Origin of the sequence: Achromobacter aegrifaciens (genome assembly GCF_902859965.1) — a bacterium.
GTDB classification, from domain to species: Bacteria; Pseudomonadota; Gammaproteobacteria; order Burkholderiales; family Burkholderiaceae_B; genus Achromobacter; species Achromobacter aegrifaciens.
Genome location: NZ_CADIKO010000001.1, coordinates 1,204,186 through 1,219,474 on the forward strand (window position 1 = coordinate 1,204,186; position 15,289 = coordinate 1,219,474).

The window sequence follows — 15,289 nt, forward strand, 5'->3', positions numbered from 1 at the left end:
CGGTGGCCGCCCATGATACCGGGTTACTGCGCCTGCCGCGGGCTTCCGTAGGCGCTTTCCTGGCGCAACACGTGCGTGTCGCGCAAACGCCGCGTGTACCCCACGCGGTCGAAGAACTCCAGGATCTGGATCGCGCGCTTTCTGCCCAGGCCCGTGGCGTCGCGGAACGACGCGGCGTTCAAGCCCGCGGGCTGCGCCGCCAGGCCTTGCGCAAGCACTGCCAACGCCGCCACCTGGTCGCGGTGATAGAACAAGTCTTTCACCACCTGGGCCACTTCGCCGCGCCGCAGCAGCTTGCGCAGCAGCTGCCGCATGCGGTCCTCGGGCTCGCCCAGCGTGCGGGCGAGATCCCGCACCCAGGGCGGGTCGAAGGCGCCGGCCGCCAGCAGAGGCAGCACGCGCCCGGCCAGCGCCGACTCCTCGGGCGCCAAGGTTGCGCTATGACCCGGCAGGTGCAGCCAGGGGCCATTGCGCACGATGCGGCCATCGCGCTGCAGATCGTCCAGCGCCGCCTGCCACAGCGCATCCGGGCCGATGGGCATGGCCATGCGGCGCAAGCGCGGGCCGTCAGGGCCTGGCTCGTCGGGCGCGCCTTGATGGAAGGCCGCCAGCGCCTGTTCCACGCGCGCGCGCAGCGCGTCCCAATGGGCAGTCAGGATCAGGGTGCGCGGCGCCTGCGGCGTGCGCGCCTCCAGCCATACCGCAGCGGGCGGCGCAGCGATCTCATTTACCGGCTTGCCCGTCAGGCGCTGCAAGGCGTCTTCGTCCAGCCCCAGCGCAGCGTGCTCCAGCACGGGATGCAGGCCGGCGCCGTCCAGCATGGCCGCCAGCGCCTGCAGCCACTGCATGCGCGCGGCGGACCGGCGCTTGCGGTCAGGAGCGTTCGGGTCCAGCACCCGGCCACCGCCGACCGTGCGCGTGGCCTGCGCGTTGCGCACAATGTAGCGGTCGCCCGGCATGACGCAGACGGGTTCGTCGAACACCAGCTGCACCCAGCCGGACTGTCCCGGGGCAAGCGATTCCGCGCTCAGCGGCACCACGTGCGCCACGTGGCGCGCGGCGCCGATGTGCACATGCAGCGGCGCCCATGCGCGCACCGGCGCGTCGGCGGTTGCCAGCAGCGTCAGCGCCACGTCGACATGGCGCGACGGCAAAAAGCAGCGCGCATCCGCGATCCAGTCGCCGCGCGCGATGGCGTTCTTGTCCATGCCGGCGAGATTCAAGGCGCAACGTTGGCCGGCCGCGCCGGTTTCGCTGCGCTGGTTCTGGGCATGGATGCTGCGCACGCGTACGCGTGTGCCGGCAGGCATCAGCCGCAGGTCGGCAGCGTCGTCGTCCGCCCGCGCGAGTCCGGCATGGGCCGTGCCTGTCACCACCGTGCCGTGGCCGGCCAGGGTGAACACGCGATCGACGGCCAGCCGGAACAGGCCCGCGCTGTCGCGCTGGCGCAGGGCTTGAGCCTCGCCGTGCAGATAGTCTTTCAGTTCCGCCACGCCCGGGTCGCCGGCCTGCGACGCGCATACGGCGTATAGCGGCGCATCCTGCAGGAAGGTACCCGCGGACAGTTCGGCGATTTCCGCGCGCACTGCCTGCAGCCGCGCGGCATCGGCGCGGTCGGTCTTGGTCAGCGCCACCGCGCCGCGTTCCACGCCCAGCAGGGTCAGGATCGCCAGGTGTTCGCGCGTCTGCGGCATGACGCCGTCGTCCGCCGCCACCACCAGCAGGCCGAAATCAATGCCGCTGGCGCCGGCCGCCATGGTGTGCACAAGCTTCTCGTGCCCGGGCACGTCGATGAAGCCCAGGACGTCGCCGTTGGGCAACGGGGTGTAGGCATAGCCCAGCTCGATGGAAATCCCGCGCGCCTTCTCTTCCTTGAGCCTGTCGGTATCGATGCCGGTCAGCGCCCGCACCAGCGTGGTCTTGCCGTGATCGATATGGCCTGCGGTGCCGATGATCACGCCAGGCGCTCCGCGAGTTGCGCGGCGAAGGCCGGTTCGTCGCGCGCTTCCAGGCAACGCAGATCCAGCCATAGGGCGTCGTCCGCAATGCGGCCGATCACGGGCACGGGCAGGCGGCGCAATTGCGTCTCCAGTTTGTCCAGGTGCCGGCCGGCGCGGCCGCTGCCGGTGTAGCGCGCGGCCAGGCCGTAGCTGGGCAGCTGGTCCACGGGCAAGGCGCCGCTGCCGATCTGGCTGAACATGGGCACGGCCTCTACCGCGTAGTGCTCGCCCGCCGCATGCGCCAGGACGCCGCGCAGGCGCTCGGCCTGCGGCTGGATGTCGCGTTGCGGGCGGGTCAACAAGCGCAGCGTGGTCAAGCGATCGGCCAGGAATTCGGGCGCGCGGTACAGGCCCAACACCGGCTCCAAGGCCGCCAGCGTCAGCTTGCTGACGCGCAGCGCGCGCTTGAGCGGATTCTTCTTGATCTTGCGGATCAGGTCCTTGCGGCCCACCAGCAGGCCGGCCTGCGGGCCGCCCAGCAGTTTGTCGCCGCTGAAGGTGACCAGGTCCGCGCCGGCCGCGATGGTTTCGCGCACGGTGTCTTCCTTGGGCAGGCCGAACTGGGTCAGGTCGACCAGCGTGCCGCTGCCCAGGTCCACGGTAGCGGGCAGGCCGCGCGCGTGCGCCAGCGCCGCCACCTCGGCCACGCTCACGCTCTTGGTGAAACCGGTGACCGCGTAGTTGCTGCAATGCACCTTCATCAGCATGGCGGTACGCGGGCCGATGGCGTTTTCGTAATCGGCGGCATGGGTGCGGTTGGTGGCGCCGACTTCGACCAGCTTGGCCCCGGCGCGCTTCATGATGTCCGGAATGCGGAACGCGCCGCCGATCTCGACCAGTTCGCCCCGGGACACCACGACTTCGCGCCGGTCTGCCAGGGCATTGAGCATCAGCAATACGGCGGCCGCATTGTTGTTGACGACGGTAGCGGCCTCGGCCCCCGTCAGTTCGCACAACAGTTCGTCGATCAGGTCGTCGCGGTCGCCGCGCCCGCCGGTGTCCAGGTCGAACTCCAGGTTGGCGGGAGTGGTGAGGGCGCGCAGCACCGACGCCACCGCCTCGTCGGGCAGCAGCGCCCGGCCCAGATTGGTGTGCAACACCGTACCGGTCAGGTTGTACACGGCCCGCAGCCTGGGCTCGGCGGCGCGGGCCAGGGCCGCGGCCACGCGCGCCGCCACGGCCTCGGCTTCCAATTCCTGGCGCGGCAACCCGCCGGCCAGCGCGCGTTCGCGCATCGCGTCCAGATCGCGGCGCAGGGCCGCCACCACCTGCGTGCGGCCGTGCACGTCCAGCGCGGCGCGCATGGCCGGTGCATTCAGCAACCGGTCCAGCGACGGGATCTCCGAGACCGCGGCCACGCCGCCTGCAGGCGCTGGCGCGGCCATTACTGCTCTGCTCCCGGCTCCGATCCGTGCCACAGCAACGGATTGCCGCTGGCCCGCGAATAGCCGGCCTCGCCGACCAGCACGTCCAGCATCAGGCTGGCCAGGTCGTCGGCCACGGGTTCCACCTGCAGGTCCTTGTCCTGGTAGAAGATCTTGCGATAGGTGTGGCAGTGGTCGCAGGTTTCGGCCTTGATGGCGGGCGTGCGGCCCTCGATGGCCTGGTAGGCCACCGATTCCACGTCTTCGCAATGCGAGCATTTCACCCGCACCATGTGCCACTGGGTCGCGCACAGGCTGCAGCACAGGTAGCGGTAGCCTTCGAACTGCCCGCCCACGCGGACCACGCTGGCCACCGGCAGGCTGGCGCAAACGGGACAGACGCCGAAGGGACTGGCCACTGGCAACTGCTTTTCGTCGAAACGGCTGGCCAGATCGGTCCAATAGACTTGCAGGGCCGCCATCACGAAGGGAGCGGCGGCGCCGTCCACGCCCTGGTCCTGCTCGGACAGCACGGCCTCGGCCAGATCCTCCAGCGACTCCGGGGACTCGGTCAGCGCGCGGCGCAGGCCGGCGCAGACTTCGATGGCCTCGGCCGGCACGTCCTTGGCGCTGGCGACGTGGTCCAGCAGCTGGCCCAGGATGTTGCGCCACAAGGGGTCGCGCGGCCAGCCCACGGCCTGCAGGGGCGGCATGCCATGCGCCTGCGCCAGCGAAATGCGCTCCTCGGAGGCCGCGGGCGCGGCGCAATCCTGCAGGGCGCGGTGCTGGGCGTCGACCAGATGCGCCATCAGCAGCAGGTAGTCGGCCACCGGGCTATCCGCCGCCAGCTGCCGCAAGCGGGCTGCACGCGTGGCAAAAACCGACGCGCGGTCCGGCAGGCTGACTTGGGGAATGCGGTTATGGTCTAGCGCTTCGATCTCGCCGCGCGGAAGAATTCGCTGCACTTGCGTCTCCAGATAAAAAAACACGGCTGCCAGCCTTCAAGGAGAAGGATAGCAGCCGTTGGGCGGGTGCGTGGGCGCCAGGAGAGGCCCATTTGCCGCAGAGCAAGCGGGACGCACCTGCAAGCGCGCCCCGTCAGCTTTATTTTCTGATTTGTTCGCGGAACCAGGCGCGGTGATGCTTCCACGCCCAACCCGCCGTCACATACCCGCGCAGCATCGCGGTCAGGGAACCCTTGACCCAGATCGCCGCGTAAATGTGCACGATGATGGCGCAGATCAGCACCAGCGCGCTGACGGCATGCACCACCGAGGCGGCGCGGATGACCCAGATCGGGAAGTAGAACGCGAAGTACTCGCGCCAGATCACGATGCCGCTGACGAACAGGCCCAGCATGCAGAGGATCAACACGTAGAACAGCAGCTTCTGGCCGGCGTTGTACTTGCCGACTTCCGGGAGCTTTTCCTCGCGGTTCTCGACCACGTCGTTCAGTTGCCGCATCCACTGGCGATCGGCCTTCGTCATGAGGTTGTGCCGCCACATGTGGCCGGCGAACACGACGAAGCAGACGAACATCACGATCCCGATGAAGGGATGCAGGATGCGCGTCCAGGGACCGCCCCCGAACAGGTTGGTCAGCCAGTACATGGACGGGTGGAACAGCGCCAGCCCGGACAGCGCCAACAGGATGAACGTGAAGGCGATGATCCAGTGGTTGGTGCGCTCACCTGGCGTGTAGCGCTTGATCCGGCGGTGATGGCGGTCTTCACTCATGGCGCACCTCCTCTTCGGCACGGCGTTCGTCTTCCTCGGACACCTCGTTGCGGCCAACGCGGGCGTAGTGGAAGAAGCCCGCCAGCGCGGTCAGGGCCATGGCGGCCACGCCCAGCGGTTTGGCCAGGCCCTTCCACAGCGAAACCATGGGGCTGATCTGCGGGTCCTTGGGCAGCCCGTGGTACAGCCCGGGCTGGTCGGCGTGATGCAGCACGTACATGACGTGGGTGCCGCCCACGCCCTGCGGGTCATACAGGCCGGCCTTGTCGAAGCCGCGCGACTTGAGGTCGACGATCCGTTCCTCGGCGTGCTGCGTCATGTCTTCCTTGGTGCCGAAGACGATGGCGCCGGTGGGACAGGCCTTGACGCAGGCCGGCTCCTGGCCGACGGCCACGCGGTCGGAACACAGGGTGCACTTGTACGCCTTGTGGTCCTTCTTGGAGATGCGCGGCACGTTGAACGGACAGCCAGTGATGCAGTAGCCGCAACCGATGCAGTTCTCTTCGTGGAAATCCACGATGCCGTTGTTGTACTGGATGATGGCGCCCGGCGAGGGACAGGCCTTCAGGCAGCCCGGATCCTCGCAGTGCATGCAGCCGTCCTTGCGGATCAGCCATTCCAGGTCGCCTTGCGGATTCTCGTATTCGGAGAAGCGCATGACGGTCCAGGAATGCTCGGTCAGGTCGGCAGGGTTGTCGTAGACGCCCACGTTGGTGCCGATCTCGTCGCGCAGATCGTTCCATTCCATACAGGCGCTTTGGCAAGCCTTGCAGCCGATGCACTTGGAGACGTCGATCAGCTTGGCCACCGAGCCCGTGACGGGCTCGCGGATGCCCGGCGGCGGCGTGGTGGTGGCGGAGCGCCGCTTGATGTCTAGGGATTGCATGGACATGTCGGTCTCCTTAGGCCTTCTCGACCTGCACCAGGAACGACTTGAATTCCGGCGTCTGGGAATTCCCGTCGCCCACGAACGGCGTCAGGGTGTTGGTGAGGAAGCCAGGCTTGGCCAGGCCCACGAAGCCCCAATGGATGGGGATGCCCACGTGGTGCACGGTCTTGCCCTCGATGGTCAGCGCGCGCAAGCGCTTGGTGACCAGCGCCACCGCCTTGATGTAGCCGCGGTTGGACGACACCTTCACGCGCGACCCGTTGGCAATGCCCAATTCCTTGGCCAGCGCCTCGCCGATCTCCACGAACTGCTCCGGCTGGAGGATCGAGTTGATGCGGACGTGCTTGGTCCAGTAGTGGAAGTGCTCGGTCAGGCGGTAGGTCGTGGCCACGTAGGGGAACTTGTCCACGGTGCCCATCGCGGCCAGGTCGTCCTTGAAGACCCGCGCGGCCGGATTGCTGGTGACGCCCTTGGCCTTCGGATACAGCGGGTTGTAGCCCAGCGGCGTCTCGAAGGGTTCGTAGTGTTCGGGGAACGGCCCTTCGGCCATGCCCGCCCGCGCGAAGAAGCGCGCCACGCCCTCGGGGTTCATGATGAACGGACCCATGCCGCCGTCGGGATTTTCATCGCCCTTGAAGTCGGGGATGTCCGCGCCGGTCCAGAACTTGCCGTTCCAGGAGATCAGGCTGCGGCGTGGATCGAAGGGCTTGCCCGCCACGTCACAGGAGGCGCGGTTGTACAGGATGCGGCGATTGGCCGGCCACGCCCAGGCCCAGTTCAGGGTCTGGCCGATGCCGGTCGGGTCGCTGTTGTCGCGCCGCGCCATCAGGTTGCCGCCAGGCCCCCAGGCGCCCGCGAAGATCCAACAGCCGCTGATGGTGGAGCCGTCGTCGCGCAGTTCCGCGAAGCCGGCCAGTTGCTCGCCGGCCTTGCGGGTGACCTTGGACGGATCCTTGGGGTCGGTCAGTTCCACCAGTGCCTTGCCGGTGTATTCCTTGGCCAGCTCTTCGGCGGTGGGATTCTGCGGATTGGAGTACGGCCACGACAGGTTGACGATGGGATCGGGATACTTGCCGCCCTCGTCCTGGTACATCTTGCGCAGGCGCGTGAACAGCAGCGCCATGATCTCGATGTCGCTCTTGGCTTCGCCCGGAGGCTCCGCGCCCTTCCAGTGCCATTGCAGCCAGCGGCCGGAGTTCACCAGCGTGCCGTCTTCCTCGGCGAAACAGGTGGTCGGCAGACGGAAGACCTCGGTCTGGATCTTGGACGGATCCACATCGTTGGTCTCGCCCGCGTTGCGCCAGAACTCGGAGGTCTCGGTGACCAGCGGATCCATGATGACCAGGAACTTCAGCTTGGCGAAACCGGCGTTCAGCTTGGCCTTGTTGGGCGCGGCCGCCAGGGGGTTGAAGCCCTGGGCGATGTAGCCGTTCATCTTACCCTGGTTCATGAGCTCGTAGACTTGCAGCATGTCGTAGAGCTTGTCCAGCTTGGGCAGGTAGTCGAACGCCCAATTGTTTTCGGCCGTGGCGGACTTGCCCCACCAGGCCTTCATCAGGCTCACGTGGAACTTGCTGTAGTTCTGCCAGTAGCTAAGCTGATTGGGCCGCAGGGGTTTCTGCGTGCGCGACTCGATGTACTTGCCGTAGTCCTGCTCGGGCTCGTTGGGCAGGGTCATGTAGCCGGGCAGCAGGTTCGACATCAGGCCCAGATCGGTCAGGCCCTGGATGTTCGAGTGCCCGCGCAGCGCGTTCATGCCGCCGCCGGCGATGCCGATGTTGCCCAGCAGCAGCTGCACCATCGCGCCCGTGCGGATGATCTGCGAACCGATGGAGTGCTGCGTCCACCCCAGCGCGTAGAGGATGGTCGCGGCGCGGTTGGTGGTGGCGGTGGAAGCCAGCATCTCGCACACCTTCAGGAACTTGTCCTTGGGCGTGCCGCAGACGCGCTCGACCATGTCTTCGGTGTAGCGCGAGTAGTGCTTCTTCAGCAACTGGTAGACGGTGCGCGGATGCGCCAGCGTCGGGTCCGTCTTGACGTAGCCGTCGTCGCCGCGCTCGTAGTCCCAGCTGGCCTTGTTGTAGGTGCGCTTTTCGGCGTCGTAGCCGGAATACAGGCCTGCGTCGAACGCGAAGTCCTCGCGCACGATGAAGGAAAAGTCCGTGTAGTTGCGCACGTACTCATGCTGGATCTTGTCGTTGTCCAGCAGATACTTGATGACGCCGCCCAAGAAGATGATGTCGGTGCCGGTGCGTATGGGCGCGTAGAAGTCCGCCACGGATGCCGAGCGCGTAAAGCGCGGATCCACGACGATCAGCTTTGCCTTGTTATGGGCCTTTGCTTCCGTGACCCATTTGAACCCGCAAGGGTGGGCCTCGGCGGCATTGCCGCCCATGATCAGTACTACGTCCGCGTTCTTGATGTCGACCCAATGGTTCGTCATCGCTCCACGGCCAAACGTCGGGGCAAGACCTGCCACCGTCGGGCCATGTCAGACACGGGCTTGGTTATCGAACGCCAGTATCCCCATGCTGCGCACAGTCTTGTGCGTGATGTAGCCGACCTCGTTGCTGCTTGCCGAGGCCGCCAGCATGCCGGTGGTCAGCCACCGGTTGACAGTCTTGCCGTCCGCGGTCTTCTCGACGAAGTTCGCGTCGCGGTCCGCCTTCATGAGCTTGGTGATGCGGGTCAGGGCGTCGTCCCACGACATCCGCACCCACTTGTCCGAACCTGGAGCCCGGTATTCCGGGTACTTCAGGCGGTTGGGGCTGTGGATGAAGTCGATCAGGGCAGCGCCCTTCGGACAGAGCGTGCCGCGGTTGACGGGGTGGTCGGGGTCGCCTTCGATGTGCATGATGCTGGCACGGGCGTTCTTGGAGCCGTCGCCCAAGCCGTACATCAGCAGTCCACAGGCGACCGAACAGTAGGGACAGGTGTTGCGCGTTTCAGTCATGCGCGCAAGCTTGTACTGGCGGACTTCGGCCATGGCCGTGCCGGGGGCTGCCCCCAGCAAAGCCAGGCTGGAGCCTGCCAGCGTCGCACCGGTCACCTTGAAGAACTGGCGGCGATTCATGTTGACCATGAAACACTCCTCTCCTGGTGAAATGGAGGAAGCCGTTGGCTGGCCGAAGCAAAAAGCCCTACGGTTTCCAAGGATATTTTTCCAAGTATAGGCTTTGCGGGACGGACGCGCCATGGCATCCGGCCCCAAAGAGAGCTTCCTTATGTCTGAAATTTGGCGGCGAAATAGGGTTTTTTCGCAGATTTTGGATGATCCTGCGGCTGCTACCATTCCCGGCTGCCTGGACTGGCCCCCACGCTCCCCATTCGGGGACGCCGCGCCTCCAGCCTTCCCTCCTGTTTTCCGCATGACCGTAGGAGCGCCGATGCGCCGCCTTGTTGCCCTGGCCCTGTCCATCACCGCCGCGCTCGCGCCCGCCACGCTGACCCGCGCGGCCCCGGCCGCGCTGACTCCCGCGGCGGCGGCCACCGAGGCCGCCCACCAGGCGGGCATGGAAGGCTATCTGTACTTCTATCCGCTGGTCACGATGGACCTGACCCGCCGCCAGTTCACCCATCCGTCCCGCGGCAACGACGGCGCGCCGGCCAACACCTTTCTGCACGCGCGTGCGCTGCCGCAGCCGGGCGCCGCCACGCCCTGGGCCAACCCCGACATGCTGCGCAGCGTCGGCTGGCTGGACCTGACGTCCGGGCCGGTGGTGCTGTCGGTGCCGGATACCCAAGGCCGGCTCTATACGCTGACGCTGCTGGACATGTGGACCGACGTGTTCGCCACGCTGGGCAAGCGCAGCACCGGCACGGCCAAGGGCAATACCGTGATCGTTCCGCCGGGCTGGAACGGCGTGCTGCCCTCGGGCATAGCGCGCATCGATGCGCCCACCGCCTATGTTTGGGCCAAGAATCTGATCCAGGCCGATGGGCCTGCCGATTACCCCGCGGTCCACGCCTTGCAGGACGGCTTCCTGGTGACGCCGCTGGCGCAATGGAACCTGCCCGCGCAGGCGCAGCGGTTGAAGGCCGATCCTTCCCTGAATCTGCGCATCCCCGTGCGCGAGCAGGTCGAATCCATGCCGACCGACGCCTACTTCGAATATGCGGCGGAGCTGCTGCGCAAGAACCCGCCGCATGCCACCGACCAGCCGGTGCTGGCCAGGCTGCGCGGCGCCGGGCTGGTCGCCGGCCGGCCATTCGACTTCGCCCAGCTCGACCATCCTGCCAAACAGGGCTTGCGCCGCGGCCTGCGGGCGGCGCGCGAGCGCATGACGGCGGCAGCCGGCGCCACGGTGCGCAGCGTCAACGGCTGGCACCAGGAAACCGCCAGCATCGGCGTCTACGGCAATTCCTATCTGCGGCGCGCCCTGGCGGCGCAGGCGCAGCCGGGCGCGGGCCTGCCCGAAGACCTGAGCGTGCTGCTGCTGGCGGCCGACAGCCAGGGCGCACCGCTGGATGGCGCGCATGGCTACACGCTGCATTTCGAAAGCGGCCAATTGCCGCCCGCCGCGGCGCTGTGGTCGCTGGCGGCCTATGACGCGCAAGGCATGCCGTCGGCCAATCCGCTGAACCGCTACGCGCTGGGCGACCGCGACCCGCTGCGCTACAACGCCGACGGTTCGCTGGACCTGCGCATCAGCCATGCGCCGCCCGCGCCCGAGGAACAGTCCAACTGGCTGCCGCTGCCTGCCGCCGGCGCGGTCAGCGTGCTGCTGCGCGTGTATGCGCCGGAACCCGCCCTGCTGGACGGATTGTGGACGCCCCCAGCCCTGCTGCGCGACGCCCCTCCCCAAGAAGCGACGCAAGAAACCCCGGAAGCCGCTGAAAAGACGCAGCCATGACAGGCGCCTGCCGCTACCATAGGCGTTTTATCCAAGATTGAACGCCCGCCATGGACGAAGCCTTTAGCCACCAATTGTCGATGACCATCCTGATGACGCCGGACATGGCGAATTTCTCAGGGAATGTGCACGGCGGAACCATCCTCAAGTACCTGGACCAGGTGGCCTACGCCTGTGCCAGCCGGTACGCCGGCCAATATGTGGTGACCCTGTCCGTGGACCAGGTCGTGTTCCGCGAACCGATCCACGTGGGCGAACTGGTGACCTTTCTGGCGGCGGTGAACTACACCGGCCGCACGTCCATGGAAATCGGCATCAAGGTCGTCACCGAGGACATCCGCAAGAAGCTCGTGCGCCACACCAACAGCTGCTATTTCACGATGGTTGCGGTGGATGACCAGGGCGCGCCGACCGCGGTGCCGCCGCTGGAACCGCGCAACCTGGAAGAGAAGCAACGCATGGAAGCCGCCCGGCTGCGCCGCGAACTGCGCCAGGAAATGGAACGCCGGCACGGCGAGATCAAGCGCGAAACCACGCACGACGCGCAACCCTGAAACGGAATTCCCTGCCCGCCCAAAACAAAACGAGCCCAGCGGGCTCGTTTTTTCATGCGCGGCCTTTGAGGCCAGGCCGCTTTCAGGCGCGTTCAACCGAGGCCGGCGGCGACGGCGGCGCGGCGGCGGGTTCGCGGTCGCGGCCCACCATGCGTTTCAAGCCCAGCCACTGCTGCGACCAGAAGCCGCGGCCGTAATCGCGCCCGCCCAGTTCCGCCTGCTGGTCATGAATGCCCGTGGGGCCGTAGCCCACGCCGAAGCGGGCGGTGCGGAACAGTACGTCCCAGATGGGAAACAGCGCCGCAAAGTTGTAGCCGCCCACCGGACCCGGCGTGGAGGCGTCGTAGGCGATGGAATGGTGGTGGCGGTGAAAACGCGGGCTGACCAGCAGGCGCTCGCCGATGGCGCCGAAATGCATGCGCAGATTGGCGTGCGAGAAACTCTGCGCCAGCTGAGTGATGGCCACCACCATGACGAACTGCGCCGGCGGCACGCCCACCAGTTGCGACACGAACACCACCAGCACGTCGCGCAGCATATCGTCCAGCAGGTGGTTGCGGTCGTCGCTCCAGATGGTCATCTGGCGCTGGCTGTGATGCACGGCGTGCAAAGCCCAGAGCCAGCCGAAACGGTGCTGGGCACGGTGGTAGATGTAGTCCACCGCGTCGAACAGCAACAGGTAGATGATCAGGCTGACCCAGGCCTTGTCCGTCACGCCGGGCCAGTACTGGTCCAGCTGGAAAGGCGCGAAACCCCAGACGTGCAGCTGACCAAACACGCTGTCCCACAACGGGTCGATGGTGAAGAACAGCAGCAGGCGGAAAGCGCCCAGCCGGTGGATCAGCGTGTACAGCACGTCAATGCCGATCTGGCGACGGTCGGTAACCGCCTCCACGGGGCGCAGGCGCTGCAGGGGACCGAACACCAGGACCAGCACGACAATCTGCAGCAGGCCGACCAGCAGCCACATGGTGGCGTCGTAGCCGTCCTCGATGAAGTTGCTCATGCCCAGGTGGAACAGCGCGGGCTGAATCGCCGTTTCGAAGAGCCATTGCTGGCACTCTCCGAACAATTGACTAAGCGTATCCATGATCAGTGATGATTAGCGATCCAATCGCGATAGGACGGGTGCGTGTCCAAGGTAGCAAAACAATAGCCCTTGCGCTGCAAACCTTCAATCAGCGGCTCCAGCACGGCTGGCGCCCACGGATCCTGGCGCGACCAGATGCCCAGGTGGGCCAGCAGGATGTCGCCGGGCTTGATGGTGCGCAGCGCCTGGTCCAGCAGGCGGGCGTTGGGGTATTTATCACTGGGCAGTTCATCGCCCAGGAAGCCGGCGGGCGCCCAGCCCACGTGCTCGAAGCCGCAGGCCTTGGCCGCCTTCAGCAGCGCAGGCGAGGTCTTGCCGCCCGGCGCGCGGTAGATCGGCAGCATGTTCTTGCCCGTCATCTGATGGAAACGGGTGACGGACCGCTTGATCTCGGCGCAATACTGCTCGGGCGTCCATTCGGCGCGCTTGCCCGCGTCCGGGCCGGCGCTGGGCTTGACGCGGAACTTGCCGCCAGGAAGATCCGCCTGCCAATAGACGTGGTCATAGGTGTGCGAGCCGAAGACATGGCCTTCGGCCGCGCGCGCCTTCCACCAGGGCGCCCACACGTCATCCAGGCTGGAGCCGTCGGTCAGCGTGCGCTCGTTGGCCAGGAAAAAAGTGACCTTGACGTTGTGGCGGGCCAATACGTCCGCGATCAGCGGGGCCACGCCCATGTGGCCGGTATCGAACGTCAGGTAGACCGGTTTGTCGCAGGTGGCGGGCGCGGCCATTCCCATGCTGGGAAAGGCCAGCGCAAGCATCACCGCGGCGTGGACGCGCTTATCTCGTAGGAGCATGGTTCAAGGTCCAGACGCCGTGAGGCGACTTGCCCACCGGCACCTGATTGACCACCTTCTTCTGCTCCAGGTCCACCACGGTGAGCTTGCGGGCCCAGCGCGAGGTGACCAGCAGGGTCTTGCCATCGGCCAGCACGTCCATGCAGTCGGGACCGCCGGGCACCGGGAAGGTGTCGGTGACGGCCAGCGTCTGCAGGTCGATGCGGCTGATGGAGTTGGCGGTGCGGTTGCTGACGAACAGGTGGCGGTGGTCGCCCTGCGCGCGGAAGGCGTGGGCGCCCGCGGCGGTCTTGATGCGCGTCACCAGCTTGGCCGGGCCGCTGCTGACGTCGTAGGCCTCGACGTAGGAGTCGCCGGTCAGCGCCACCAGCAGGGTTTTCTGGTCGGGCGTCAGGAATACGTCCGCAGGCGTCTTGCCCACCGACACCGTCCATTTCGGCGTCTGCGTGGCCAGGTCGATGGCGATGAGCTGATCGCTGTCCTGCAGCGTCACGTAGGCCGTGGTGCTGGCCTTGTCGATCATGATGTGGCTGGGCGTCTTGCCGGCCTGGATGCGCTTGACCAGTTTGAGGTCGAAGCCTTTTTCCAGCGGATGCCAGGAATAGATGTCGATGTGGTCCAGGCGGTTGGCCGCGGTCACGAACCACTTCATGTCCGGCGAGAACTGCAACTGGTAGGGATCGACGATGCCGGTCAGCGTGCGCTGCACTTCACCGGTCTTGGGATCCATCAGCGTGATCGAATCGCTGGTGGCGTTGGCCACCATGAGCGACTTTTCGTCGGGAGTCAGGTACAGGTGATGCGGCTCCTTGCCCGTGGGCACGCGCCGCAATTCCTTGTAGGTGGCCGGATCGACGATGCTGACGTTGGCGTCCAGGGAGTTCAGGACGAAAATCGGGGCCGAGGCCGCCGCGGCGCTAAGCGCCATCCCTACGCCGAAGAGGGCGTAGCGGACAAAATGCATGGGGTTCAATTTCTAGGTCCGGCAAAGGGGTATCGGGCAGGGTCCCGGTGCTCGCCATTTTAGGCACAGCGGGCTGACAAAAGGGCGTCGCGCTACCCGATGCGGACAAACGGACACGCCTGTTGCGACCCAGCAACAGGCGTGTCCCGATTACTCATCGGAAGCCGGAAAAATCATTTGCTGCCAACGGGTTGCGCGTCGGCGTCGGTCCAGGTTCCGGCACTGATATCGCGTTCCCGCAAGGCCGCGGCGCGTGCCGCGGACGCGGGTCCCAGGTCGGCTTCCAACACGCGCCCGTCGGGACCGACGACGAAGGAGTCGATGCCCGTCTGCCCGTAGCGCGCCGGCCAGGCCACGATTCGGTACGAGCCTGCGTCCGCGCCCGGTATCACCTTGTACCGGTAGCCGTAGTAAGCGTCGTCCAGCGGCACCTCCGGCCCCATGCTGAGCGCGTCCAACCCGTAGGCCTGCTGCGGTGCGCCCGGCACCTCGGGCCAGTACAGCCCGTCGCGTTGTCCCGGACGGCTGACCAGGCGGCTCGCGTAGCGTCCCTGGCCCACGCTGTCCTTGTATCGCCCCTGCGCGGCCTGCAGCTCGCGCAGCGTTTCGATGGCGGTCAGTTCGTTGCGGCCGATGGCGCGGCGGCGGATTTCCGCCGTGCCCGCCGCCGGGTCGAAACGCCAGCCCTGCCCGGCGCGCACGATGGGTACGGGCAGCGTCCAGCCCGAATCCCCGACCGCCAGCCAGGAACGGCCGCCATCGGCCACGATCTCGTGCTTGCGCGACCAGGCCGCCAGGAAACGGTAGATGTCGTCCTGCGCCACGCCGCCCGGCACGATCTTGCGATGATTCGGCCCCAACACCTTGGCCAGTTTGTCGAGGTCACTGGTGGCCATGGCGTCGACGAAGGCGTCGGCGGCGGCCTGCGGACTCGGATAAAGGCTTTGCGCCGCGGCGGGGGCCGCAAGGCCCAGCGCCAGCAGCGACGCGGCGCCCAGCGCGCGCAAACGAGCAATGGTCATGAGAGTTCCCTTGTCCATG

Annotated in this window: 12 protein-coding genes; 2 read left to right on the forward strand and 10 right to left on the reverse strand. The window is 66.7% G+C overall.

All coding sequences use genetic code 11. The features are described from left to right. Nucleotides 1–23 precede the first annotated feature (23 nt). The 6 genes from selB to fdnG form a co-directional block, all read right to left on the reverse strand. Nucleotides 24–1,958 (reverse strand): selenocysteine-specific translation elongation factor, encoded by a 1,935-nt coding sequence (selB, locus tag HV793_RS05610; protein WP_175212800.1) that lies wholly within the window; start codon nucleotides 1,956–1,958, stop codon nucleotides 24–26. Continuing rightward, nucleotides 1,955–3,385, reverse strand: coding sequence for an L-seryl-tRNA(Sec) selenium transferase (selA, locus tag HV793_RS05615; RefSeq protein ID WP_175212801.1), 1,431 nt, complete (start codon nucleotides 3,383–3,385; stop codon nucleotides 1,955–1,957). Before selA ends, selB begins: the two co-directional genes overlap by 4 nt. Beyond that, entirely contained in the window at nucleotides 3,385–4,329 is a 945-nt protein-coding gene (gene fdhE, locus HV793_RS05620; protein WP_054455896.1) for a formate dehydrogenase accessory protein FdhE, read from the reverse strand. The genes selA and fdhE overlap by 1 nt, the downstream gene beginning before the upstream one ends. Before the next feature lie 139 nt (nucleotides 4,330–4,468). Beyond that, nucleotides 4,469–5,101: a formate dehydrogenase subunit gamma gene (locus tag HV793_RS05625; RefSeq protein WP_119451218.1), complete on the reverse strand. Its 633-nt coding sequence runs from the start codon at nucleotides 5,099–5,101 to the stop codon at nucleotides 4,469–4,471. Then, nucleotides 5,094–5,993, reverse strand: a complete 900-nt coding sequence (gene fdxH, locus HV793_RS05630; protein ID WP_054455293.1) for a formate dehydrogenase subunit beta — start codon at nucleotides 5,991–5,993, stop codon at nucleotides 5,094–5,096. Before fdxH ends, HV793_RS05625 begins: the two co-directional genes overlap by 8 nt. A 10-nt stretch (nucleotides 5,994–6,003) precedes the next feature. After that, on the reverse strand, nucleotides 6,004–9,072 hold the full coding sequence (gene fdnG / locus HV793_RS05635) for a formate dehydrogenase-N subunit alpha (protein WP_175212802.1): 3,069 nt from the start codon (nucleotides 9,070–9,072) through the stop codon (nucleotides 6,004–6,006). Nucleotides 9,073–9,376: 304 nt separating this feature from the next. On the opposite strand from fdnG, the gene HV793_RS05640 reads away from it, so the two are divergent. Together HV793_RS05640 and HV793_RS05645 are read left to right on the forward strand one after the other, a co-directional pair. Beyond that, entirely contained in the window at nucleotides 9,377–10,843 is a 1,467-nt protein-coding gene (locus HV793_RS05640) for a DUF1254 domain-containing protein (protein ID WP_175212803.1), read from the forward strand. Between the two features lie 50 nt (nucleotides 10,844–10,893). Further along, entirely contained in the window at nucleotides 10,894–11,397 is a 504-nt protein-coding gene (locus HV793_RS05645) for an acyl-CoA thioesterase (protein ID WP_119451221.1), read from the forward strand. A gap of 82 nt (nucleotides 11,398–11,479) precedes the next feature. Here HV793_RS05645 and HV793_RS05650 read toward each other — a convergent pair whose 3' ends face one another. The 4 genes from HV793_RS05650 to HV793_RS05665 form a co-directional block, all read right to left on the reverse strand. Next, entirely contained in the window at nucleotides 11,480–12,487 is a 1,008-nt protein-coding gene (locus tag HV793_RS05650; protein ID WP_054455301.1) for a sterol desaturase family protein, read from the reverse strand. A 2-nt stretch (nucleotides 12,488–12,489) separates the two neighbouring features. Then, the gene (locus HV793_RS05655; protein WP_166738279.1) at nucleotides 12,490–13,284 is read right to left on the reverse strand and encodes a polysaccharide deacetylase family protein; all 795 of its coding nucleotides are present in this window, start codon (nucleotides 13,282–13,284) and stop codon (nucleotides 12,490–12,492) included. Next, nucleotides 13,268–14,248 carry a YVTN family beta-propeller repeat protein gene (locus HV793_RS05660; RefSeq protein WP_175212804.1) on the reverse strand — a complete coding sequence of 327 codons (981 nt, stop codon included), beginning with the start codon at nucleotides 14,246–14,248 and terminating at the stop codon, nucleotides 13,268–13,270. Before HV793_RS05660 ends, HV793_RS05655 begins: the two co-directional genes overlap by 17 nt. 173 nt (nucleotides 14,249–14,421) lie before the next feature. Further along, nucleotides 14,422–15,270, reverse strand: coding sequence for a DUF2950 family protein (locus HV793_RS05665; protein WP_233564522.1), 849 nt, complete (start codon nucleotides 15,268–15,270; stop codon nucleotides 14,422–14,424). Between the last annotated feature and the right edge of the window lie 19 nt (nucleotides 15,271–15,289).